Origin of the sequence: Eubacterium sp. 14-2 (assembly GCF_000403845.2) — a bacterium.
Lineage (GTDB): Bacteria > Bacillota > Clostridia > Lachnospirales > Lachnospiraceae > Petralouisia.
Window position 1 is genome coordinate 68,651 of sequence record NZ_KE159568.1, and the last position, 22,536, is coordinate 91,186.

At 42.0% G+C, this 22,536-nt stretch carries 27 protein-coding genes; 1 reads left to right on the top strand and 26 read right to left on the bottom strand.

The window, feature by feature from the left end; all coding sequences use genetic code 11:
* Positions 1–4: 4 nt before the first annotated feature.
* From C805_RS17550 to C805_RS17660, 25 genes are all read right to left on the bottom strand, one after another.
* Positions 5–718 (bottom strand): IMP cyclohydrolase, encoded by a 714-nt coding sequence (locus tag C805_RS17550; RefSeq protein WP_022751227.1) that lies wholly within the window; start codon positions 716–718, stop codon positions 5–7.
* Between the two features lie 249 nt (positions 719–967).
* Positions 968–1,897 (bottom strand): chemotaxis protein, encoded by a 930-nt coding sequence (locus C805_RS17555; protein WP_016215285.1) that lies wholly within the window; start codon positions 1,895–1,897, stop codon positions 968–970.
* A gap of 194 nt (positions 1,898–2,091) precedes the next feature.
* Positions 2,092–2,823 (bottom strand): DUF4352 domain-containing protein, encoded by a 732-nt coding sequence (locus C805_RS17560; RefSeq protein ID WP_016215286.1) that lies wholly within the window; start codon positions 2,821–2,823, stop codon positions 2,092–2,094.
* Positions 2,824–3,129: 306 nt separating this feature from the next.
* The gene (locus C805_RS17565; protein WP_016215287.1) at positions 3,130–4,602 is read right to left on the bottom strand and encodes a sensor histidine kinase; all 1,473 of its coding nucleotides are present in this window, start codon (positions 4,600–4,602) and stop codon (positions 3,130–3,132) included.
* 102 nt (positions 4,603–4,704) lie between these two features.
* Positions 4,705–4,851: a hypothetical protein gene (locus C805_RS26435; RefSeq protein WP_022751230.1), complete on the bottom strand. Its 147-nt coding sequence runs from the start codon at positions 4,849–4,851 to the stop codon at positions 4,705–4,707.
* A 444-nt stretch (positions 4,852–5,295) separates the two neighbouring features.
* Positions 5,296–5,670, bottom strand: a complete 375-nt coding sequence (locus C805_RS17575; protein WP_016215289.1) for a hypothetical protein — start codon at positions 5,668–5,670, stop codon at positions 5,296–5,298.
* Between the two features lie 269 nt (positions 5,671–5,939).
* Complete coding sequence (locus C805_RS17580; RefSeq protein WP_016215290.1) at positions 5,940–6,644, bottom strand: hypothetical protein; 705 nt, start codon at positions 6,642–6,644, stop codon at positions 5,940–5,942.
* A 330-nt stretch (positions 6,645–6,974) separates the two neighbouring features.
* Positions 6,975–7,397 carry a hypothetical protein gene (locus C805_RS27580; RefSeq protein ID WP_016215291.1) on the bottom strand — a complete coding sequence of 141 codons (423 nt, stop codon included), beginning with the start codon at positions 7,395–7,397 and terminating at the stop codon, positions 6,975–6,977.
* A complete protein-coding gene (locus C805_RS27585; protein WP_371197654.1) occupies positions 7,360–7,515 on the bottom strand; it encodes a hypothetical protein in 156 nt (51 codons plus the stop codon). Before C805_RS27585 ends, C805_RS27580 begins: the two co-directional genes overlap by 38 nt.
* A gap of 452 nt (positions 7,516–7,967) precedes the next feature.
* A complete protein-coding gene (locus tag C805_RS17595) occupies positions 7,968–8,639 on the bottom strand; it encodes a hypothetical protein (protein ID WP_016215293.1) in 672 nt (223 codons plus the stop codon).
* Between the two features lie 79 nt (positions 8,640–8,718).
* Positions 8,719–8,958: a hypothetical protein gene (locus C805_RS17600; RefSeq protein ID WP_016215294.1), complete on the bottom strand. Its 240-nt coding sequence runs from the start codon at positions 8,956–8,958 to the stop codon at positions 8,719–8,721.
* A gap of 168 nt (positions 8,959–9,126) precedes the next feature.
* Positions 9,127–10,131 (bottom strand): hypothetical protein, encoded by a 1,005-nt coding sequence (locus C805_RS17605; protein WP_016215296.1) that lies wholly within the window; start codon positions 10,129–10,131, stop codon positions 9,127–9,129.
* Positions 10,128–10,931: a FliG C-terminal domain-containing protein gene (locus C805_RS17610; RefSeq protein ID WP_016215297.1), complete on the bottom strand. Its 804-nt coding sequence runs from the start codon at positions 10,929–10,931 to the stop codon at positions 10,128–10,130. The genes C805_RS17605 and C805_RS17610 overlap by 4 nt, the downstream gene beginning before the upstream one ends.
* A gap of 46 nt (positions 10,932–10,977) precedes the next feature.
* On the bottom strand, positions 10,978–11,139 hold the full coding sequence (locus C805_RS26440; RefSeq protein ID WP_016215298.1) for a hypothetical protein: 162 nt from the start codon (positions 11,137–11,139) through the stop codon (positions 10,978–10,980).
* Positions 11,140–11,436: 297 nt separating this feature from the next.
* The gene (locus C805_RS17615; protein WP_022751233.1) at positions 11,437–11,955 is read right to left on the bottom strand and encodes a transposase; all 519 of its coding nucleotides are present in this window, start codon (positions 11,953–11,955) and stop codon (positions 11,437–11,439) included.
* 244 nt (positions 11,956–12,199) lie between these two features.
* Positions 12,200–12,457, bottom strand: coding sequence for a transposase (locus C805_RS27140; RefSeq protein WP_242832697.1), 258 nt, complete (start codon positions 12,455–12,457; stop codon positions 12,200–12,202).
* Between the two features lie 473 nt (positions 12,458–12,930).
* Positions 12,931–13,749: an Rpn family recombination-promoting nuclease/putative transposase gene (locus tag C805_RS17625; protein WP_016215301.1), complete on the bottom strand. Its 819-nt coding sequence runs from the start codon at positions 13,747–13,749 to the stop codon at positions 12,931–12,933.
* Positions 13,750–13,882: 133 nt separating this feature from the next.
* Positions 13,883–14,443 (bottom strand): SymE family type I addiction module toxin, encoded by a 561-nt coding sequence (locus C805_RS17630; protein ID WP_016215302.1) that lies wholly within the window; start codon positions 14,441–14,443, stop codon positions 13,883–13,885.
* Positions 14,444–14,483: 40 nt separating this feature from the next.
* The gene (locus C805_RS17635) at positions 14,484–16,157 is read right to left on the bottom strand and encodes a recombinase family protein (RefSeq protein ID WP_016215303.1); all 1,674 of its coding nucleotides are present in this window, start codon (positions 16,155–16,157) and stop codon (positions 14,484–14,486) included.
* A 389-nt stretch (positions 16,158–16,546) separates the two neighbouring features.
* A complete protein-coding gene (locus C805_RS17640; protein WP_016215304.1) occupies positions 16,547–17,272 on the bottom strand; it encodes a hypothetical protein in 726 nt (241 codons plus the stop codon).
* Positions 17,266–17,553 carry a hypothetical protein gene (locus C805_RS26775; protein WP_016215305.1) on the bottom strand — a complete coding sequence of 96 codons (288 nt, stop codon included), beginning with the start codon at positions 17,551–17,553 and terminating at the stop codon, positions 17,266–17,268. The genes C805_RS17640 and C805_RS26775 overlap by 7 nt, the downstream gene beginning before the upstream one ends.
* Complete coding sequence (locus C805_RS17650; RefSeq protein WP_016215306.1) at positions 17,522–18,322, bottom strand: DUF1643 domain-containing protein; 801 nt, start codon at positions 18,320–18,322, stop codon at positions 17,522–17,524. Before C805_RS17650 ends, C805_RS26775 begins: the two co-directional genes overlap by 32 nt.
* A 214-nt stretch (positions 18,323–18,536) precedes the next feature.
* Positions 18,537–19,097, bottom strand: coding sequence for a hypothetical protein (locus C805_RS17655; protein ID WP_016215307.1), 561 nt, complete (start codon positions 19,095–19,097; stop codon positions 18,537–18,539).
* Between the two features lie 46 nt (positions 19,098–19,143).
* Positions 19,144–19,293: a hypothetical protein gene (locus C805_RS26445; RefSeq protein WP_016215308.1), complete on the bottom strand. Its 150-nt coding sequence runs from the start codon at positions 19,291–19,293 to the stop codon at positions 19,144–19,146.
* Positions 19,294–19,316: 23 nt separating this feature from the next.
* Positions 19,317–20,933, bottom strand: a complete 1,617-nt coding sequence (locus tag C805_RS17660) for a hypothetical protein (protein ID WP_016215309.1) — start codon at positions 20,931–20,933, stop codon at positions 19,317–19,319.
* Between the two features lie 148 nt (positions 20,934–21,081).
* Here C805_RS17660 and C805_RS0105860 point away from each other — a divergent pair, with 148 nt between their 5' ends.
* Positions 21,082–21,351, top strand: a complete 270-nt coding sequence (locus C805_RS0105860; RefSeq protein ID WP_016215310.1) for a helix-turn-helix domain-containing protein — start codon at positions 21,082–21,084, stop codon at positions 21,349–21,351.
* 230 nt (positions 21,352–21,581) lie between these two features.
* Here the strand turns inward: C805_RS0105860 and C805_RS17665 are convergent, their stop codons facing one another.
* On the bottom strand, positions 21,582–22,529 hold the full coding sequence (locus tag C805_RS17665) for a hypothetical protein (RefSeq protein WP_016215311.1): 948 nt from the start codon (positions 22,527–22,529) through the stop codon (positions 21,582–21,584).
* Positions 22,530–22,536: the final 7 nt, after the last annotated feature.

Sequence of the window (22,536 nt, forward strand, 5' to 3'; positions counted from 1 at the left end):
AAATTTATCTGTTCTTGTTAATGATTTTTGACTCATAAGCTCCTGTTTCTATATCAATGTATCTCACAAACAGAGAGACTTTATTATCCTCATTCAGACTGTTCCAGATTTTTTCTGCAAATTCATACAGACTTCCTTCTATCTTCACCAGTTTGGGTTCTCCTTCAAAGCTGGGCAGGGGATTACCGTCTCCCTGATAAGTATGTATAAAATGTCCCTCCCCCTTTGCAGGATTTTCATAAGCAAACGTATAACGGTTGCAGGAATCCGGACTTCCGTGGTTACTTTTCAGAACAGACATGGCATAGTTATAGCTGCCATGCTCCACATGCATAATACCGGAAATACGCGGGGTATAATTAGGGGCGTCCGGTTCAAATTCCCTGGTGCGCAGCGCCTGCTCAAAGGTCTGCTGCTTATCCATCAGCTCATAAATGGTATCTGTCTGGTCACCATTGGTCACAATTGTCTTATTGCCCAGTACCCTTACCGGAGCATAGATAATAAGGCTTGGGTCACTTAATTTAGACGCATCAAATGCCTGGGTGCGAATTCCTTCCCCTTCTTCCACAAAAATACGGTTTCTGCTGTTTTCACTCCTTCCCATTATAAAATATGCGGTCACTGCATACTTCCCATCTTCGGATTTACCAATTACAATTCCTCTTCCCGGATAAGAATTATTCTTTAATTCTGTTTCCAACGATAACATGTTCACTCCTGATTTCCTCCTTCTGCTAATATCTCTGTATATTCTATCATGTCCTGATTTCCGTTACAAGTAAAAAAGAATGCGCTATGCGCATTCTCCGCGCGCGAGCGGATTGCGCAGCAATAAACATCGACCCCGCGAGCTGCGCATCATTGTTTTTTCTTCTATAGGAAATCCAGAGGAATTTCCTATAGAAGAAAAAAGAATCCTGCTTCGCAGGATTCCTGGCCTGAATCACTCAGGCAAATTTATAATTTATCCGTTCGCTTTCTGTGCCAGCGCTTCTTTTCTCTTATCCAGAAGTTCATCAATAGCACTTACCAGTTTACCAATCTCCGGTTTGGTCAGCTGTGCGTCCGCTCCCAGCATCTCACCTTTGCGCCGCATTTCTTCATTAACCAGAGATGAGAAAATAACAACCGGAATATGCTTCAGCTCATCATCTTCTTTAATCAGTTTAGTCAGACGATGCCCATCCATCAGAGGCATCTCAATATCGGTAATTACCATATGTACCTTGTCGTCCAGATCGCCGGATTTCCGGAACTCACAAAGCCGATCCCACAGTTCCTGACCATTGCTGTTGACAATCAGTTTGGTATAACCGGACTTCTTCAGACAGTCTGTAATCAGTTTGGACAGTAGCGGAGAATCCTCTGCCACCATAATCGGAGAATCGCTTCTGTTCCTCTCTTCCAGTCCTTCGATATCGGATACCTGCAAACCGGTCTCCGGGCTGATATCTGTTACAATCTTCTCGAAATCAAGAATAACAACCAGACGATCTTCCAGCTTAATTACACCTGTGGATACACCGCTTTCTTCCACATTAATAGTAGAATCAGGCTTAATAATGTCCGCCCAGGAAAGTCTGTGAATTCCGCATACCTCATCTACATGAAAGGCAATGTTCAGTTTGTTGAAGTTGGTAATGATAAACAATCCGTTCCTGTCAATATCTGGAAGGCCCAGACAGTTACGCAGATTAATAACTGTAATCATGGTATCTCTTGGCATAAATATACCTTCCACACTTGGATGTGCATTGGGAATCGGAGTAACTGGCTGATAAGTTAAAATCTCCCGAATTTTTGCAACATTAATACCGTAATGATTTCCAGCTAATGTAAATTCTAATACCTCCAGCTCATTTGTGCCATTCTCCAAAAGAATATTTGTATCCATAATAGTAACTCTCTCCTCTCCGGTATATTTCCGTAAATTTCAAATATGCCTGGGTATACCTGCCGTCCTGCGGCACCCGAAGGCCCTGTCCGCTCCGGACAAACAAAAAGGTTTACTGACGCCCATTCGGGTCAACATAATTTCTGCATCCATTATATCATATATTTTCTGAAAAATATAGAACATTTTTTAATTTATTTCATATTAATCTCATTTGTCGTATCATTCATCTGTACACTGAGACCAAAGGCGGATATACTCTCTGCTGAAGCTGCCGGAACCTCAAATAACAGAATTCCTGCCACTGTCTGTCCCGCCTCCAGTGTGCCTGTATAGGTGGAAAGGTCGTTTTCCAGCATGGTAATCTCATTCTTAACGCCAGCCTCCTCATTTATGCTCAATGTAAAGATGGGCTGCTGACTCAGCAAATCACAGGCAGCTGCTTCCGTTCCCGTATTTGTCATATTCACATTCAGAATCACGAACGTATTTCCTTCTGCTGCATCCAGTGAAAAATATTCGCCCTGCTGATAGCTGCTGCTGACTGAATAATCTTTATAGGAAAATTCCACTCCCGGAACAGCCAGTGCCTCCGTGAAACTGACAGCTGTGGATGTTTCCTCTTCTTCCGTCTGCCCGTCCTGAGCTTCTCCTCCGCTTTCACCCTCTGTCTCTGCTTCCGGCTCTTTCGTCTCCTCCGGTTTCTGTTCCTCTTCGTCCTCAGAAAAAACGTCCTCTTCCTCCCTGGGATAAACCATGGTGAGCCCTTCCTGCTGATAACTGTTGTGTTTGGCAAGGGTTCCGGCAGAATAATTAACAACAATAAATTCTTCGCTTTCTGTTAATACTGCCAGTTCATCTCCGCATCCGGTCAGAAGCAGTGCTGCAAGCACCAGCGGCATTCCCTTTTTTATGAATCTCTTCATAAGTCTGTCTTCCTTTCCGTACTGTCACGTATTCCTGTTCTTTTATTTTACATTCTACCATTATTTATGCCATAGAGCAACCAGTATTTTTATTTCCGCAGGCAGTGGAGAAAATACCCATATTATACTGAATTTGCATCCTCCCGCTCTGCGGGCCTTCTCCTTCCCACAGGCGATAAGGCATCCTCCCGCTCCGCGGGCCTTCTCCTTCCCACAGGCGATAAGGCATCCTCCCGCTCTGCGGGCCTTCTCCTTCCCACAGGCGATAAGGCATCCTCCCGCTCCGCGGGCCCCTCCTTACCGCAGTTACTGGCTTCGGTTGTCAAGTTCAAACCAGAATCTCACACCCTGGTCCACATTATCCACACCGCATTCCCGGTGAAAAGAATCCATAATCGCTTTTACTATGGACAGGCCGATTCCGTTCCCTCCATATTCTCTGGTTCTGGCCTTATCCACCTTATAAAATTTATCCCAGATATGCTCCAGCTCTTCTTCCGGTATATGGCTCCCGGTGTTGAAAACCTCCACCCGCACCACTTCCACCCCCGGCACAACAGATACTTCAATCCGCTTTTCTCCTGAGGCATAGTGAATGGCATTGCTGATGTAATTGGTCAGTACCTGTTCCGTCTTAAATTCATCCGCCCATACATACAGCGGGCCTGTCCCATAAAGGTTCAGGGTGATTCCATCCTGTTCCCGCAGAATGGCAGTGGCATGTACTACGCCCTCCACCACTTCCATTAAATCAAACCGTTCAAATACCACCTGCTCGCTGCCGGATTCCAGCTGGTTTAATGTCAGCAGATTTTTCACAAGCTGATTCATCTTATCTGCCTCGTCCATAATTACTTCACAGTAAAATTCACGGCTGTCCGCATCGTCATTGATACATTCCCGCAGGCCTTCCGCATATCCCTGAATCAGCGCAATAGGCGTCTTGAATTCATGGGACACATTGGAAATGAAGTCTTTGCGCATTTCATCTATTTCCATCCGCTTCTCAATGTCTGTTTTCAGTTCATTATTGGCACTTTTCAGTTCGGAAATAGTGTTCTCTAACGTTTCCGACAGCTGATTCATATGTTCTCCCAGCAAATCAATCTCATTCTGCCCCCGGCTCCGGAATTTGGCGTCAAAATCCAGGTTTGTCATTCTTCTTGAAATATTCGTAAGCTGCAAAATAGGATTGGTAATTCTGCGTGTAACCACATAAATAATCACTGCACAGACAACCACTGCTGTAATTCCCACATAAGCCAGAAACTGATTGGCAATTTCCACACTTTCCTTAATACTCTCCACTGCTGTACGCATGAGAATCAGGTTCCCGTTCTGCAGATTCCCCCATAACACCAGATAATCCGTATGGAACCTGCTGTCCTTGGTTTTTTCCACCATATACTGTTCCGTATTTTCCAGAACCTTTGCCTTGTGCCTGTCCACATGAAAAATAAGTTCCATAAACTGCAGAAGCAGTTCTTCATCGTCTCCCACATTGGAATGCATAATGGTACGGTCTGAACTGATAATCATCATGGTAATATTGCTGTTGGCACACTGCTTTTCCAGCTCAATCTGAAAACTCTCTTCATTCTCTCTTTCTTCCCGAATGGCTTTGTCTGCCATTTCAAAAGTGTCCAGCAGCTTTTTCTGCTTGTGCTCCACATAATAGTTTTCCAGAAGAGAATTATTGGCAAACCAACACAGCAGTACAGTTCCCGTCACAATACTTATCATAATAGCTGTTATCTTGCCTGTTATGGAATGCTTCATTTTTCTACCTCGAAATCCTGAAGATTATTTTATCTTCCGGCATCTGTTACTCGTCCATCTCAAATTTGTAAATCATACCTGCAATCGTTTCTATCTTTTATATCACTCATTTTCCATTATTTCCACCTGTTTCACATAATCTTCATAATTTCCTGTTATTCCATTAAAATATATTTTAACGCCCCTCTCTGAAAAAGCCACGTTCATTCTTCCCCTGTTCCACACATATTCAGATGATGTCCCGGCCATGCCCTGAATATCCAAAAAATATTATGTGCTTAATAATTATGCCCGAATGATTCTCGCCATAGCGGCCCTATAGCCCCCATAGTTTCAGTTCTGCTAACCAGAATTTTCACGTTCTTTTATCAGTGCCTGTTTTTTGTATGCGGTTTCCCGCAATTTTATATACAGGAACGTGTCGCGCCTTCATGGATAAATGCCATTTCCTCCGGTGCACTCCTTTTTCAACCAGTCTGTTTTTATATCGTCATAACCATTGAATTTGCCATCCCCTTTCAGCGTGGATATAATCACAAAAAATTATCTGTGCGGACTTCTTCACCTTTTTCTGCTCCCATATCTCAAACGCCTTTCCCACACAGGTTGCCGATTTGGAAATTTCACTGTCCGGCAACATATCATTGATAAGGTACTGAGCCAGAGCCAGCTTCCTGCCGTTATTGATGATTTTCAGCATATTACCCTGACACGACTCAATACCGTTGCCGTCAGTTTCTTCAAGCCTGCACACTGTGCAAGGCTCTCCGTAAACTGCTCCGCATTGGCAACAGCGACAGACTTCGCTTTATGCTGTCTTTCCAGTTCCGACAGCTTTTCCTCGTTTGCGTCCTGTCCCTGCTCATAATGCGCTGACATCATGGTGAATTTCTTTTCCGACAGCTTGCCGATGGAATAACCTTCATATAGCCCTATATACATCTGATCAAGCTCGGCATTCCTCTTTTTGAGTCTGGCAATCTCCGCCTTTATTTTTTCCCACCGTTCGGCACTGCTCTCATTCATGCTTAGAAGTACATTGTTTATGAATTTCTCTTTGTCTTTCATTGCTTTTACTGCGTGTCTTTCAATGTCTGCCTTGATAGCGTTTTCAATATCTCCTGGGCTGATGCGGTGTGCGGTACAGAAATTCGCTCTCCTTTTACGGTAAATTCCTGTTTTCAGTCATACCAGCAATCCTCTCTGCCCGCATTATGCTGTGGAAAAACTCCTGCCTGTAGTAGCTCGGCTTCGGAATTTTCCTCCTATACAGTAGCCAATACGGTTTATCCCATACTTTTCCAGAGCAAGGCTGTATATCAGCCTGACAGTCGGCGCTATGCGCCGCTTTCAAGATAGTTCCAGCCAGGGCAGGAGAGTTCTTTTGTAATAACTATATCAATTATTTGTTGTACTTCCTCCCAAATCCTGCAATAAAGTTTTTCATGTATATGGTTTCGTATAGATTTATTAGCAAAGAGGAAATCCAATCTTTTATACACGTCAGTCATGTTATTTGTACGGACTTCCTGAAACCGCAAAAATGATTTCATGGAATCTTCCAACTGCTCACGGTATGTTTTGATTTTCTCTGCGCACGCCCTATTGAGATATTCTTTCATCTGTAATGGTTCCCTGCACGCTTTTTTTGTCCGTTCATCTGTATGCTCCCATATGTAATCCCTGAATGTATCCTGCGCATCGTATTCCAGATTTTGGCAGTTTCGTTCATAAATTTCATCTGCCTCCTGCCGGTTTTCAAATTGTGCGACTGCTTCTGACAGCATTTTATTAAACTTCCTATTTTGTTCATTATTATCCAATTCCCCTAAAAGGTTGCTGACAAGCTCTTTCGGCTCATCTGAAAAGAAATATATTATTTTTGAAAATTCGCGTTCCAAATCTTCCGCCGCAAAATATACATTTTCCAACGCTTCCATCCGCTCATTTTTATATTCACCTGTCAAAATCAAAAACGTGACAAACATGCCTGTAAACAGGCCGCCCATTATAGCCATTCCAAGCTGCCTGAGATCAGACAAAAACCTCATCCCTCCATGTATGCCTGTCAGTTCGTAACATCGGAACTGCAGGATAACAGGGCCGATGATTCCAATAATTGCAATACCCCCGTAATATACAATATGAAAACAATGTCCGCTCCTCTGCATTCATATTTATGCCAGTACCGGCTCTCTGCCTTTTATGATGGCATCCACTTCTTCCATACTTTTCCCTGCCACGTCTGCTATCTGTTCTAACGAGTAACCCTTATGGTACATATTCAAAATAAATCTGACTTCTCCCTCTGCCCTGCCTTTTTCCCTGCGATAAATTGCACATTGTGACCACTTCCTCTCTCATTTTATCATCTAATGGGATGCGTACTCTGTTTCCAAAATCCCTAATTTCTCATCAACAGAAAGCTCCATTGACAATGTCACGCTTAACAGACGGTGCAGCTCATATTTATCATCATGTTCCGGAAGTTCATCTGATATTCCTATCATGACAATATTCAGCAAATCAAGCCCGCTTTCCCACTGGTGGGAGCCTGATATGTCATCTTTCGTCAGATGCACATGAGCCATGCTGCCCTCGTCCATGCCCATGCATACCCAGATCGAATATACGCGCCGGATGTCGTCATAATTCATCTTGACAAAATCCCTTTCCTTCTGCGACGAAATCAGACGGCTGACATAAAAAACCGCCCTGTTTAAGATACGGTAGCTTGCGGGTTCCCCTTTTTGAGCCTCAATATTTACAATCACCTGCGAAATTCCATCTTTCATCCGCTTTTACCAGAATATATGCCAGAATCATTTTATTTCCTAACAGTCGTTTCGCCTTTTCATCATACTGCGCATCCGTATCCGACGCGCTCACTGCATTTTTTATTTCCATATCCACGGGCATGACCTCCCTGTCATACATTTGGCAAACTGAAAAACCATTCCTGAAAGGTATATGACCTCAAAATTATTATATCCCGAAACTGACGCTGATTCAACTTTTAATCTATAAATTTTCTGTAATGAGAAAATCATTTATGCCCTGCACTCCGAACAGCAGAATTCCTGAAGTCAATTCCTTTTGTTTCCTGACTTCTGAAAAATGGAATGTAACTATACTGATATAAATTCTGAAGCATGCAATACCGGAGATAACGCATATTGGTGCAAAGCTCCGTCATACGTTCAGAGATTGCATACCCGTAGCAAAAGTTACGCCCCTGCACCCGTCAGTCCAGAGAAGTATTGTCAGGTATGGTTGTAAACTTTTGACGCGTTCATGGGTAAAAATGTTGCAATTTAACAACGATAACGAAAAAATCTGTTGTACTCCGGTATTTGCCAAACCTGTTATCTTATATTTTTATTCAGACTGCTCTTCAGACCTTCAAACATAATCTGTTTCTGTTCATCCCACCACTGGAACGGTCCCGGCTCTTCCGAAATATGCCTGATTTCGGCTTCGAATGCTCTCCACTTCTGTGATATTTTATCGGAACGCATCAATTCCCGTAAAACAGTTTCCACCTCACGCCCATCGGGATAGCGAATGACAGCTCTGTAATCATCATCCATCCATTTAAAAGGTCTTTCTAATGCATAAACACCGGAACCTGTTTTAAGGTCAAGCTGTTCTGCAATTTCAGGATAATAATCCCGAAAATAAAAAGGAATATCATCTCTTTCGTGTAATTCCATATACATATGTGTTTCGCTTCTATCCAGATAAGCCAAATGGCCATCCCAAAAATCCATAAAAAACAGACCGAGTTTACCTTTCCACTCCTGTACCGTCAGGATATGCGTACGATGTGACTGCCAGATCCCCGGCAAAGGCACAATGCCTTTATAGTAACCGTCAAATGCAACGCAGATCTTATCAATCTCACGCACTTCTACCTTCGATTCCCCATGCAATGCCACTACCTGGCAAAAGAAGGAATTATTGCAGTTCAGCCTGTTCTCACTAAAAATATCTCCCACCTGCACACCGTAGCGGTTTTCCACTTTTTTCTTTTCCATATCCTTCCTCCTGATTTTTCCATTGATACCGTATTCTGCCTTTACATCATTTGTTTTCGTATCGCTTTTTTTAAACGCCTCATATATAAAATATTTTTTCATCTTCCAACCGAATACAGGCGAGCTTTGCATCCGCATCTCTGTCCCGATTATGAAACAGATATTTCACGGATTCATATAATGCCGCTGTGTCTGCATGGGAGGAAAAATCCGTATCCAATTCTTCCAGGCGGTCTGTTTCAGAAAAGCGAATTTTTTTAAGCATGGAAAGAAGCTCACTGTAACAGCCGTGAATGTCACTGATGACGTAACTGCTCATTTGAATTCCATTCCCGTCAGCCACCGGTTCAAAAATCTTTTTCCGGTCTTATTTTTCACGTCAGCATCAAATAAAACCGGAAATAATATAAAACCCAAACATGCCGCTGCAAAGAGCAGTAAAATGATTATTTGTATCAATATACTTATTATTTCCATATGTTCCCTCTTACCTCTGTTTCTCCCACAGTTCCCTGACATAGTTCAACCGTTCGTCATTCATGGCTATGTACCGGCATTTTTTTGGCTCACGGTCACGCCATATTTTTCTGATGCAATTCTTATCCGCCTGAATCAACGCGCTAAATTCAGACATCCATGTTTCATCTTCTTTCAAATCACCTTCGTAAACAGTCATCAACTGCTTATATGGGAAAATAAAATCCGGACTGTTTTCAAAGGGTATATAATCATCCCTTAAATTCACAACCCCAATTCCATGCGTCTGATCCCTGTGCTGCCGGGTTGGATAAATCAGCCATTGACCATAACAGTCATCCGGAAAGTTTTCCTCGTCCGGTTCTGTCATATTTATAAGAACTCCCTTCAATTCCGGAATATACGGGTTTTTCGGGATTGAAATAATGGTCCCTGAAGAATATGGGACTTTTACAGCGTCAAAATATCCCATGTCAATTCCTTCAGACATATATCCTCCATCCCTGCTATAAATGTTTTGAACATAAATCACTTCTCCATCATAACGGACAATCGTATTTTCTATGGGAACATAACCATGTGGGGGCTTACCGGATCTTCGGAATCCCCTGACGATGCCGCACCAGTTTCTTCTTTCCAGATGTTCTTCTCTGGCTGCTTTTTCAATGTGATAACAAATCGCATCGATCGCTTCCCCCGCGCTCCTGAATATGGTATCTGGCAAAAAACAATCTTTTTCTCCACGGAAAAATATTTCTATGCCAAATAAATACACATATATCCTCGTATCTGAACGGCTTCTATGTAAAGCAATTTCCAGTTTTTCAATTCGATCCTTAAGCAGCTTTCCATCGTGTTCGGATTTTAGTTCTTTTACGCCTTCCAGTTTTTCTTCCAGCGTTCTGTGGGGCGCCGCCCAGATACATGCAATCTGCTCTTCCAGATTAAGGGAAGTATTTTTTGCAGCCCATGCCGCAATATCTTTTGAATAAATCCATCTGCCAAAATCTATCATAAAAGCCTCTCCTGTTTTTCAAATACGCCAATCAGTTCGGACATAGACGCTAAAACGTCTATCTGCCGGACAGGTCCCATGTATTCACAATGACCTGCATATTCATCTGCTTTATCATCCGACATGACGGAAAAAAGTTTCTTTCTGGCATGAACAGACAGCCCTTTCAGAGAAATTACCAAATCGGTATTTTCAGCCTCAGTAATCACGCCTTTTAAATTCTGAACATCAGCAAATTCAATTTTCTCTTCCAACAATCTTTTTACGACTAAAATTCCCCCTTCTCCAATATCAGGATCGTGACTCAGCAGGATTTCCAAAGGCGTCTGCTCCTGTCTCGCCGACTGATATTGCTTTTTGTACTCTGTATATTTTTCAGCGGCGTCATCCGGAAGATACGCCATAAGCAGACTTTCCAGCAGATCAGGCGGCGCGCCGTCCTGAATTCTTATGATGGATAAAATCATCATAAAATAAAGCAATGCATCTTCCCCCTGTAAATTTTTTATCCAATAACGTGCAGTAAGGATTTCCATGACGTCTTCTCCTTCCAGACCATCACAAACATAAGAAACTGCAGACTGTATATCCTGATAAAATTCCACTTCCAGGGGGATTTCTTTCGCCGCATCTGCCAAAGCCAGCAGTCCTTCTTTTCCTGCGGTCCGCGCCAGCAAATCCATATGATGCATCATGGAGAAGAAACGCTCTCCATATTCCGCATCGCCTGATTTTGCAAATACATCTTTTCTTATTTCGTACAGTAACGGTAAATTTATGTTCTTTTTCAAATCATTCATTCTTTGTCTCTCCTCACTCTGACATTACCAGGCCACCGCCATCACTTCATACTGGATAGCGCAGGCTCAGATAAATTCCCATTTTTTGTAATGTGCTGCTAATCAGGACTTTCCCATCCCTCACCCGGTCTTTTGCATCTGTAATCAGCCCCTGCCTGGACAGAATTTTATATCGTTTCAAAATCTCATTTTTAATGGTTTCTTTCATATATGCCCTGCTGTTCTGATGAACTGCAATACAAATTTTATTCTTATGGTGGTGTTCTTTATTTGATTTTCAAGGTTCAGCATATCTTATGGAGCAAGTATAGCATATGGATTTCAAAATAAAGGACAACATATTGTCGCCCACATTTCGGCATACATATCATTGTTTTCAAAAACAAAAAAGGCTGCTGGAAATATCCATTTTTCAAGGCTCCTCTTTTTTGTCTTAAAAATTCAGCTCTATTTTAAAAAAGCGTATACCTCTCCCCCTTTCCCCCTGGAATAACCTCTCTGCTTTTTATGCTGCTTCCGGGAGCCGCATCTTTTTATTCCTGAATTTACAGAGATTATGACCAATAGAAACCAGAAACAATTCCAGTTTCACCCTGTTTCGTCCTTTTCTTACCACCCGTTTATACCAGCGATCGTATTTCATGACCCCAAACGTTCCTTCTGCCTGGATGGATCGATTCATTCGCAGCAACGCTCCCTGGATGCTTTCCAGGTTTTCCAATACTTCCCTGTGCATGGAGCTTAGTTCCGAATTTATACATACCGTCCTGTTTTTATTCGTCTTTTTGCATTGGGATGCGTACAGACAGCCGCTGCAGTCTTCGCACGTATAGTACTCCTCCTGACGGCCATATTGGTTTCCTCTTACAGCCTTGCTACAGGCAAAATGGAATTTCTTCCCTCCTGGACACACCAGATCGCCATCCAAATCCACGTTAAAATTTACCGCCCGGAACGGGTCAGCATGATATCTTTTATCTTTTGTTTCCTTTTTGTACATGGGAAATTTCATATACTTCTCCATACCACGTTCCTGGCAGTAAATATAATTGTTGAACGAGCCATATCCGGCACCTGGAAGCGTACCTGCTTAGGATCATTTCCAGACATTGCGGACTATATTCCGTGTTCGTTTCTACCTTTAACCCGGCTGCTGAACCAGATCCTCATTGATCTGGTTCAGCAGCCGGATAATCTTTGCAAACAGCTGGTATCAGAATTTTTCCGTACTCTTTTTCCAGACCCAGGTATATTTGTTAGCGTTTGCCTCAAATTTTGAGCCATCTATCATAGAGATGTTCCAGATCCACTCCGTCTTCCTTTTGGATGTACTCCATAACATCACGGAAAATGTCTTCGGCATTTCCATTGATTTCCTCATTAATAAAATATCCGAAGGCACGGTAACCGGGCGTTTCATAATCCATCAGGTACATGTAACGGACATTAACTCTGCACCGGTCTTCCAGTTCTCTTAAACTTGCATATCCTGTGTCCATAAAGCCAGATAAGATTGTTTTAAGCATGCTGACCCGATTATATCCCGGCCTGCCATAACGATATAACGGCTCAGGCCTGAGATATTGTTCTATTCCGATCTCCTCCATAATCTGGTCAAATGCCAATACCGGATCGCAGATATCTAAACTATCTGCAGGAAACAGTGGTAATCTTCCCTGCTTTGGACTATAATAATATTCGGTATTGTTTTTCATAGCAGATAAATTATACCAAAAAGAAAAGAACACCTCCAGGTTTTATTCCTGAAAGTGTTCTTTTTTTGTTAAGAGACTTTTTTCACAGCCCCCTGACTCTTATTCTCTTTATTCGTCCTGAACTTCTGTTCCCTTTCGCACTTACTTATGATGTGGCTCTCCATAATAGCCTTAAGTGCGTAAATTGCTTAAAAATGAATCTTTTTGAAATATTATCATCTCGCATAAATGTGAAATGTAATAAGGCAGAACATTTTGGTATGTTCTGCCTGTTACTTTCTCTCTTAACTAATATGATATTCCTCATAAAGCTCCTGACGGTATTCTTCATCCTGTGATACTCTGATGATATCTGATAACCGACCGTCTTCATTTAATAATATTATCAGTTTAGCCATCTTTTTTTCTCCAATTTTTTGATTCTCCTGGTCACGCATTAACAACGTCATATATTCATGCCTCCATTCCCTGTTTTTCTTTGCTTCTTTTACCGCTTCTTCCAGTTTCTCCACATAGGAATCTACTGGCTTTTTACCCGCTACATAATCAAGAAATGCCTTTAATTCCTTACTGACATCATCCATGGTTCCTTTTGCATTCAGGAATATCTTTACCGCTTCATCTCCCATGGAAATGCTACCATCCTCTTTACAGATATTTTCAAATGTATAAATGTGCCTGCCCTTTCCAAATGCATCAAACGGACAGATAAAGATAACATAGCTTCTGTTTAATTCATTGTAATACTGTCCTTTATCAATAAGCTGCAAGTCTATCATGCTCTGATAATATCTGCTCCTTTTTGGAAGCTCTTTCGTATCGCTTACCTGCATTTCTATGTCATAAACAACTGCTTTCTCATCTTTCACATATACATCCAACCTGACACTTTTTGCGTCTATATCCTGTTTGATATTTTTTTGTAATTCCGGGTATTCTATATGGTCTATCTTTAAATCCGGCAGAATCCTCTGCAGTAATTCTTTACACAGTTCCGGGTTCTGCATGACCTTCCCAAACAGGAAATCATTGGATATGCTTAATTCTTCCCAGCCTGTTTGTCTGGTTTCTATATTTATCTGCTCTACTTCATTGCCTTTCATTTTGTTTTACCTGCTTTCTGTTACTGTCTGTACTGGGAAACTGTATCTTTCATAAAGCTGCCTTCTTTTATAGCTCTATTATACACAGTCCCCGGCTAAATTACAATCATTCAACACTTTGCTTTTATGGTTTTTATTCTTTCAAAATAACCAGCTTATTGGGAAAGCATTCCACACGCACGCTGCACCCTGCTTCAAATCCCCATTTCTTTACCCAGTTCCCCTGCAGCATAATCTGCGGCACGGTTTTCCCACTTCCTGTTGTAACTGCATATGCCTTTACCCTGCGGGTAATTACAGTATAGTCCGTATCTTCCGCCACCCATTCATCCAGATGGAATTTCCCCATAACCTGGAACATTCTGGACAGCATGGTGTCTTTCCCAATCCTGCAGATTTCTGTAAAATCCGGTTTCTTCCGGTATTCTGTACCCTCCTGGGTTTCCCGCAACAAAACCTGATGGTTCTGGCGGATAAATCCTGACAGCATCCAGAGGTTATTCAGCTCATAAAGCGTGTCAATTACGGAATAGAATTCCCGTCCTGCCAGGTTCCGTCTGGAATAATAGCCGGAAAAGTCTTTCTCTTTCGCCATCATAAGGAAACGCATTTTTTCTACAAATTCTCTCTGTTCCAGTTCGGAATCCAGTTTTTCATACTCCCTTACAAGGTACTGGTTCAAATCATGGCTCATCTTCTGTTGCCCTCTCTTTCCATTTTTTCTTTTTTGCTTTTTATATCACAAGTTCCAGTTCCAGTGACTTTATCCCAAATTCCCGGAACATAAAAACAGACGGCGCACCGTCTGGTGGTGTGCCGCCATTGTTCTGTAAGAACCGGATTAACTCATCGGATAACTTTAGTTTGATGGAGCCTATGTTCCTGTCCCTGTCTATGGTGATTTCCTTTATCAGCAGATGCAGTAATCTCTTCCGCATGGTTCGGTCTATGTCAGCGGATAAGGCGTTGCTGAAGTTTTTTAAGATTTCCCTCACTGCTTCCTTTGGTATCTCTTTCTTCCCTTCTTCCAGCAGGATAAGATGGCTCTCGCTGGTGCGCTCCCTGGCCTGCTCCATCTGCTGGTCTAACTCCTGTTTCCGCATTAAAAATTCATCTCTGGTAATCACTCCGTCCTCATAGGCTTCATGGTTTTTCATGATACGCCTGGAAAGCTTCTCACGTTCTTTTTCCTGTAACTCCTGCTCTTTATATGCATTCTTCTTTATGATTTCATGTTCCCGGTTTACCCTTGAAAAGACTTCCTGAAACACTTTGTCATCGTTTAAGACTTCCTCCATCCTCCGGTAGACAAAGCCATTGGCTTTCTCCACCCTTATCATGTTGCTGTGGCAGACTGCGCTCCCTTTATTCTTCCAGTTCCCGCAGGCATAATAAGTCAGCTTGTGTCTGCTTCCGTCAGCCCTTTTGTTGCTTACCCTTGAAATCACCATTCCTGCGCCGCATTCCGGGCATTTCAATATTCCGGTCAGCAGGTATTCCCCGTCATAAATACGGGATGGCTTCCCTGATTTCTGGCTGATTAAAAACTGTACCTGGTTCCATTGCTCCTCTGTTATAATGGCTTCATGGATTCCCTCAACAATAATCGGGTCCGGGTTGATGTTATTGCGTCTTTTCTCATTCCAGTCCCTGCGTACATTAAAACGTACTTTCCCAATATAGACCGGATTGGTAAGTATGGTGCGAAGCTGTGCTACGGAGAATGCATTTCCAAGTTTGGTCTGATACCCTTTTTTGTTCAGGTAGTTTGCAATGGCCTTATAGCCTTTGCCGGACGCATACATTCCGTAAATGATTTTAATGACCTCCGCTTCTTTTTCATCAATTTCAAGGCGTGATTTTTTCCTTGCGGAGTTTTCTGTCCCTTCCATGGGAACCCAATGGTAGCCCAAAGGAGCAATCCCTCCGCACCACTCTCCTGCTCTTGCTTTTGCTTTCATCCCCATCTTTACATTCTGTGCAATGGTATTTCGTTCAAACTCTCCCACCAGTGCCATCATCTGGAACTGCATTTTCCCTGCCGGGGTATCGGATTCAAAAGGCTCTGAATAAGAGCGGTAGGATATCCCGTATCTGTCCAGTGTGTTTACAATCTTTATGGCGTCTTCCAGTTTCCGGCTTAAACGGTTGATTTTCCATGACATTACGATATCAAACTTCTTTTCTGCGGCTTCTTTTAACAGTTCCTGTATGGCCGGCCTGTGGGCAATGTCTTTCCCGCTGATTCCGGCATCGGAAAAAACCTTATAGACCTCATAGCCCTGTTTCATGCAGTATTCCCTTATCAGCCGCTCCTGCTCCCCAATACTGTAGCCTTCTTCCGCCTGCTCCCTGGTGCTTACCCGGCAGTAAATAGCGGCTGTTGTTTTTGGTTCTGTATGGCTCACAATCTTTCCCTCCCTTTCTTTCATGGTTCAGAGTTATAATATATATTCCGGTATCATAGTTAATGCAGGCTTTTTTCCATGTTTTGATATACTGCCAGATAAAGGGGGCAGGATTACAGAGAAACTTGCTTCCTGCGGCATACCTGCAATTCCATCCCATTATCCGGCTTTCTCTGTCAGGACAGTTACCTGTCTTCCCGTTCTTTCTTCGCCTTTTTCTCATTAGAATAAACAGTGGCTACAATTTGTGCCATTAAATCCATAACTGTTTCCAGCCACTCTTTATCTATATGCTCCATCCCCTTTCTCTATGGCGACGGTGGCGACAAACCGGAAACTCCCTGCTTAAACTTATGCAGTTTCCTTTTCGGCTGCATCGGCGCGACCTTCTATTCTTTCCATATCTCAATATATCTGGCGTCTTTTCCTTTTCTTACCATATATTCCGACGCCAGACACATGGCTACCTCATTTTCTCTCTTCGGCATGGAGAACAGGGGATTGACGGTAAGCGGGTCAATTATCTTCTGGCAGGCTTCTTGCGCCGATTCATCCCTTTTTGGAATCACAGCACAGAACCCTCCCATGCCTCCCATCACGTCACGTTCCGCCCCATAATTGCTGTCCAGTATCTCAACCTGAGAAGCCAGATAGTTTAATATCTGCTCCGGCAATTCCATCTGGAGGACAGGATAATTGTCCCAGTAATCCCGTTCCGTTCCAATACAGTATGATGTTTTCTCTTTGTTCCGTTCCTCTGCCATTGATACAAAATGGGCATTATTATCTTCTGTAGCTCTTTCTTCCACAATTCCATACCCCATGCACTGATAACGATCCTCCCGGTCTTCCGTTCCTGCCGCATAAAAAATCATCCTGACTGTTCCTTTCTGTATCTGGAACGACCTTACTTCTATGGTGCTTCTGTTTCTGGCGAAAGCTTCGTAATCGGCGGCAGGCAGTATATTCTGAAATCCTCCCCACTCTTCTGCTTTCAGATAATCCCTGTGAAACTGGCATGTTGCTTGGCTCCATCCTGTTTCCGGCTCTGTCTTTTCTTTATGCTTTACATAATTTAAGAAACGTTCCCAGCTCTGAAATAATATCCCTACCATGTTCCATCCCTCCTGTAATCGTCCTGCCCTTTTATTGTATAGATAAGCTGAATCTTCTGGCCTTTCATTTTTACATGGGTTATGTACCAGCTTTTTTGTCTTCCTTTTCGGTTCCTTATGGGGATTTCGTCTACATCCTCCCCTATCCTGATTTTGTTTGGGTACATCCCCACAGCATCTTCCACTCCCAGGCAGTCATCTTTTATTCTGTTTAAACATAAGACAATAAATCCGTCTTTTCCCAGCTCTTTAGAGCGGAGGATGCGGTAAATCCTCACCATCACTTCCTCCGGTATCTTTTTCTTTCCCAGATACCTGTTTATCTGCTTCAGCAGGTGCCACTGGCTCACCGTCCTGATTCGGATTGTCTTTTCCATCCTGTTTTCTCTCCCTTTTTTCCTTTTCCGTTTTTTTCATTTTCCCTGGCAGCTTTTTCTCCCTGTCTTCCTCCGCCTTTTCCGGCAGCTTTCCATTCCCGGCTTCTTTCAGTGTATTCTTTTCCTCAAATAAAAATGGTCGCAATTTCCATCTGTTGGGAAAATATCTTCCTGCCATCAGTGGATGTGTAGCTGTCAGCCTTTCATACTCTCCCTTATCGTCCACGATGTCCACTACTTTGTCTTTATAATTTTTCAGAAGTTTCAGCAGGTATTCTTTTTCTTCTTTCACAAATTTATTTGTCAGGAATGTATTTCCATATCCAAGCAGGACAGCGTCAAACCCACGCTTTAACACTTCCGCAAGGTATTTCCGGTTCTCCGTGTTGTTCGCCACTTCGGAAGGCTTTAAACGCTGTTGAAAGAGATCTGCGTAAAGGTTGCAGACTGTGATTGTGGTATATCCCATGGGGATTAAGTTGTTTAAACTAAATGTGGTGGTAGTGTCTAAAATGCTGATATCTGTGCTGGCAGGGTTTAAGCCTATGATTAAGATGCCTTTCTCCGGTTTTCTGTCTTTGCAGGTGAAGGTCAGCTCAAACCGCTTTTTATGGTTCTTATCGAAAATGCCTTTCCGCTCCACTGTCATGGATTCTGTTGATAATTTCTCCATTGGTACGCTCCTTTTTTTGCATGAAAATAAGGCAGACAACATTTCCTGCTGTCTGCCTGCTTTCCAAACTCTTACATTGTTATGCGTTTCCTGTTTCTAGTGCCACCAGTACGCCTACTGTAATGACACATGCGCCTAAGAAGATTCCTGCGTGCATAGAATCACCCCTTTCCTGATTGTTTTCAGGGTAATAATATATATTTACATTATTTTATCACTGAAACATCCCGCTTGCCTCATTCATATAATCAAATAATATGCTTTTTAGTTTTTCAGGCATATATGTATATCTTTCATCTGATTTATATTCAGAAATTCGTCTTTTGGCTTCGTCCATCTCCCCTTCCATTATCAATGCCTCCACCTCTTCTACAAGTTCCACTCCCAGATTACCATATTCTTCCAGTGAATCTACTTTCTCTTTGAATTCTTCTACATCTGATTTGAATTTATCATATTTTTTATAACTTCCATTCATTTCATCTAAAATCGCCTTTATTTTTCCCAAATTCATTTCGGCGTATTCTCCCTTTTCCATTTCCGCTTGAGCAGCTCCATAAAGTTTAACATCTTCAATTAGCTTAGACGTTTTTCTGGACATTTTTTCACCCTGGAACTCTATGTCTTTCGCGTCCTCCAATGCGGTGTAATAACCGCCTCTTTTTACGCTTTCTACGATATCCTTTTCCAAATCACTGACTTCTCCTGCGACTATAATTTTTCCAATAATCAAAAGTACGGCTATAACAATAACAACAGGTGCAATTTTTTTCATATGATATCCTCCTGACTGTCTCTTTTGTGGATTTTAAAATCCGTTTTCATCTGAATTTCTGGACTACATATGTAATCACCGAAATTACAACTGCAATCCAGAACAGTTCCCACATAAATTCAATGATATGTGACAAAAGCCATAGAACCACTATAACCCCAATGATGGCGGCCATTATCCCAAGTACTTTTTTCATGCTTCCTCACTCCATTTGTAAACTTATTTTTTAAACAGCTTTCCAAATCCTTTGATGACATCTATGCCGCTCTTCGGGTTTAAGATTTTATCTTTCTTCTTTTCCAGATACTGTGCTGCTTCCGTTGTATCTTCCTGTCCCAATCCCAATTTGGGCAATAATATCTCCATCTTTTGAAAGGCTTCCTCAATTTTCTCCAAAGAAGACGTATCTGCTTTTTTCATCGCTTTCAGGAGCCTGTCTTTTCCCGCCTGTTTCCGGTCTGCTTTTTTAAATAACCCGGTGGAACAGAATTTTTTATCAAAATCGGCTAAATATCCGTTGATTTTTTCTAAATATTTTGGCTTCAGCTCGGAACAGAACCGTTCTTCAAACGCAGATTTCTTTTCCAGTAAATCTTCCTCATAGTCAAGAAGTGATTCCGACGTCGGCGGTACAATTTCCTCAAAAAAGGCCTGTATCGTCTGTAATTCCTCACGGGCAAAATCTGCAGAATCCCTGGTAGTACAGACAACTTCATCTACCGTCCGGTACAGCAGGTCGAAGTCTTCCAGCCTTTTATTGATATACTTCATGCATTCCAATTCTTCTGTTACTGGCAGACTTAAACCCGTGCAGTACTCCATCAGTTTTTCTTTTGCTTTTACAGAATCTTCTTCTGTTTCTCCTTGAATATCTTTTACATACTGGAGCGCCTGGTTATCCTTAGAGGATTGCAGGTCAACGCCATAATAATCTGCCAGTTCCCCCAGCGCTCCCTTTTCATCCCCAAATGACGCAAGCATGGTTTCAAATAAATCAAGACTGTATGGATACAATGCCAGAATTTCCTGATAAATTTGGTCTGTTTTTTCTTTTGGGACTGCCCCGCTTTTCAAATTATTCAGCAATCGCTGTGCAGTCTCCATGTCATTTTCCGATGGAACTCCCCATATAACATCTTCTTTGGTTTCTGAAATAAGATGTATCAATACATGGTGTAAAGCAAAAGCAGATGCAAAGACGCCTTCCTGTATTGCTGACCTTGTTTCAGGATTGGAAAATATCTGCTTTAATTCTGAATTAGCCGCCATTTTGCTGAATGAATTACCGATTGCATTCACGAAACTGTGCCCCATTCCTTCTGCAACGTTCCGCATTCCAAGGCTGGCCTGATGTGCATAATTATCTATTACCGTACCGCCATAACTGCCGCCTTCCCATCTGGCACGGTTGTCTTTTCGTTCCTGGCGGTATTGTTTCTGCGCTTCCAAATCTTCATTTACGGATATGATTTTTTCACAGACAGAATCAGATGCCGCATAGAAGGGATTCAGATACCCTTTCTCATTTGCATACTGATAAATGGTATCGTAATCCCAGTCATAACGTTCCACACTGATAAGTTCTTTTTTTATTTCATCTATGACCGGGCAGATACTTTTCTGAAAATCTGATGACGTTTTCTGCAGAATGTCATTGCAGTTCGTATAGCCATCATAAAAAGAAGAAAACTGTTTTACCGCTTCTTCTGCCAGATGGTAATACTTCTTCCGCAGGATATTATAAATATTTCTCTCTTTTGGAATATGGACTTCACCAACAGCACATGGATATTCCACAGGATGGTTCTCCTGCTCCAACAATTTTTTCATTAACATAAATAACTCTCCTTCACTTTTTATTTCATATATTACTTTTCTATTTTTTAATTGAGCATATTTATACCCATATATAAATATACCATATATTACAGAATCTTACAATAATATTGTGGGTAAAATATAATAGACATTGGAGGTACGGACAATGCCCAAGAAAGAAAACCCTTTACGCCAGCTCCCGGCCAGTTCATATGGTTATGGCGAAATAAAAATCCATTTAGCAGAAATATTGGAAGAAAAAAATATCTCTCTGAATCAGTTGTCTTTCCGAACGGAAATGCAGAGGACACAATTACGGAATTACAGGGATGGAAAAATACAGCGTCTTGATATTGATATCCTGAAACGATTATGTTACGTTCTGGAATGTGACTTACACGACCTGATAGAATACATTCCGCCAGAAAAATCATAAACACAAAATCTACCCATTTCAGACAAAAACACCCCATGGAAAGCCAACTGCTCCCATGGGGTTAAAATCTAACAAATCTAACTCTTATTCCCTTTCTTCTACCTGAACTTCCGTTCCCTTTCGCCCTTACTTGTGATATGGCTCTCTATAACATGCCTAAGTGCGAAAATTAACCTTATATTATTCTGTCAAACAAGGCAGAGCACCTATAAATGCTCTGCCTGTTATACTTACAAATACATTTTTGCTGTTTCTTCCGCCAAATGAAACTTTTCCTGGATTTTATTCAGAATAATACTATCTGCAATTTGTAAATCCTTTAATGCTGATACCATAGCTATTATTCCTTCCTGTCTTCCCTTTTCAATTCCTTTCTCCTCCACACTCTTACTTAAATTACACATAAGCGACACCTCACTTTCCAACGTCTGAGTCATTCTGATATGAAAATCTGCTTCCAATATCTGGCACTTGTCCTGTGAACCTGTCTCCGTGGACAGAAGCACATTCAACAGTTTTAATAAATCTGTACCCGAATCTCCCTCTTTCCCAAGACAGATCATGACAGCCGCCATCAAATCATAATCTGATTTTCGTTCCTTTACACTGCCCACCAGATTTTCTTCCGCAATATAATAACGGGTAATGCTGTTTTCACGGCTCTTTGGCGGATTCATACAAATCCATATGCTGTATACTTTTTTGATATTCTCATAATGGGAATTTGTAAACTCTGTTCCATATTGGGCGGAAATCATCCAGCTGCAGTAATAGATTCCCCTCTTGATCAGCGGATAACCCGGATAAAAATCATTCTGAACTTCTATATTGATCATTAAACGAATCAGTTCTCCGGATACAGGAGCTGTTGCAAGAAAGCGGATATCATAGGTAACAGTTTCCTCCGTCAGAGAAGTATCTTCGTTTCCGGCTCCCTGTATCATAGAAACACGGTTGGATTCATCCGGGGCAACTGCCACTTCGCCCACCTGCGGTGTGCCTTCAATATATTTTTCCGCAATCTCTTCCACATCACAGTCACGGTATTCTTCCAGGCAGTTCTTCATAATCCATGCCAGAATAATCTTTTCCGAAAGCAGCCGCTTGCAGGCCGCATCATAACTGGCTTTCTCATCAGCCACACAGATGTTTTTCGCTATGGTAGTATCCGTATTCATGGCCTCA

What these genes read in the sequence shown, in the direction of transcription:
- C805_RS17560 (WP_016215286.1), bottom strand. Translation starts at nt 2,823, where the DNA reads ATGAAGAGATTCATAAAAAAGGGAATGCCGCTGGTGCTTGCAGCACTG.
- C805_RS17655 (WP_016215307.1), bottom strand. Translation starts at nt 19,097, where the DNA reads ATGAAAAAAATTGCACCTGTTGTTATTGTTATAGCCGTACTTTTGATT.
- C805_RS17665 (WP_016215311.1), bottom strand. Translation starts at nt 22,529, where the DNA reads ATGAATACGGATACTACCATAGCGAAAAACATCTGTGTGGCTGATGAG.
- C805_RS26440 (WP_016215298.1), bottom strand. Translation starts at nt 11,139, where the DNA reads ATGAAAGAAACCATTAAAAATGAGATTTTGAAACGATATAAAATTCTG.
- C805_RS17640 (WP_016215304.1), bottom strand. Translation starts at nt 17,272, where the DNA reads ATGGTAGGGATATTATTTCAGAGCTGGGAACGTTTCTTAAATTATGTA.
- C805_RS27580 (WP_016215291.1), bottom strand. Translation starts at nt 7,397, where the DNA reads ATGAAAGATGGAATTTCGCAGGTGATTGTAAATATTGAGGCTCAAAAA.
- C805_RS17565 (WP_016215287.1), bottom strand. Translation starts at nt 4,602, where the DNA reads ATGAAGCATTCCATAACAGGCAAGATAACAGCTATTATGATAAGTATT.
- C805_RS17615 (WP_022751233.1), bottom strand. Translation starts at nt 11,955, where the DNA reads ATGGAGAAGTATATGAAATTTCCCATGTACAAAAAGGAAACAAAAGAT.
- C805_RS26435 (WP_022751230.1), bottom strand. Translation starts at nt 4,851, where the DNA reads ATGGCCGGGACATCATCTGAATATGTGTGGAACAGGGGAAGAATGAAC.
- C805_RS17660 (WP_016215309.1), bottom strand. Translation starts at nt 20,933, where the DNA reads ATGTTAATGAAAAAATTGTTGGAGCAGGAGAACCATCCTGTGGAATAT.
- C805_RS26445 (WP_016215308.1), bottom strand. Translation starts at nt 19,293, where the DNA reads ATGAAAAAAGTACTTGGGATAATGGCCGCCATCATTGGGGTTATAGTG.
- C805_RS17650 (WP_016215306.1), bottom strand. Translation starts at nt 18,322, where the DNA reads ATGGAGAAATTATCAACAGAATCCATGACAGTGGAGCGGAAAGGCATT.
- C805_RS26775 (WP_016215305.1), bottom strand. Translation starts at nt 17,553, where the DNA reads ATGGTGAGGATTTACCGCATCCTCCGCTCTAAAGAGCTGGGAAAAGAC.
- C805_RS17605 (WP_016215296.1), bottom strand. Translation starts at nt 10,131, where the DNA reads ATGATAGATTTTGGCAGATGGATTTATTCAAAAGATATTGCGGCATGG.
- C805_RS17575 (WP_016215289.1), bottom strand. Translation starts at nt 5,670, where the DNA reads ATGAAAGACAAAGAGAAATTCATAAACAATGTACTTCTAAGCATGAAT.
- C805_RS17625 (WP_016215301.1), bottom strand. Translation starts at nt 13,749, where the DNA reads ATGAAAGGCAATGAAGTAGAGCAGATAAATATAGAAACCAGACAAACA.
- C805_RS0105860 (WP_016215310.1), top strand. Translation starts at nt 21,082, where the DNA reads ATGCCCAAGAAAGAAAACCCTTTACGCCAGCTCCCGGCCAGTTCATAT.
- C805_RS17630 (WP_016215302.1), bottom strand. Translation starts at nt 14,443, where the DNA reads ATGAGCCATGATTTGAACCAGTACCTTGTAAGGGAGTATGAAAAACTG.
- C805_RS17555 (WP_016215285.1), bottom strand. Translation starts at nt 1,897, where the DNA reads ATGGATACAAATATTCTTTTGGAGAATGGCACAAATGAGCTGGAGGTA.
- C805_RS17600 (WP_016215294.1), bottom strand. Translation starts at nt 8,958, where the DNA reads ATGAGCAGTTACGTCATCAGTGACATTCACGGCTGTTACAGTGAGCTT.
- C805_RS27140 (WP_242832697.1), bottom strand. Translation starts at nt 12,457, where the DNA reads ATGCTTAAAACAATCTTATCTGGCTTTATGGACACAGGATATGCAAGT.
- C805_RS17595 (WP_016215293.1), bottom strand. Translation starts at nt 8,639, where the DNA reads ATGGAAAAGAAAAAAGTGGAAAACCGCTACGGTGTGCAGGTGGGAGAT.
- C805_RS17610 (WP_016215297.1), bottom strand. Translation starts at nt 10,931, where the DNA reads ATGAATGATTTGAAAAAGAACATAAATTTACCGTTACTGTACGAAATA.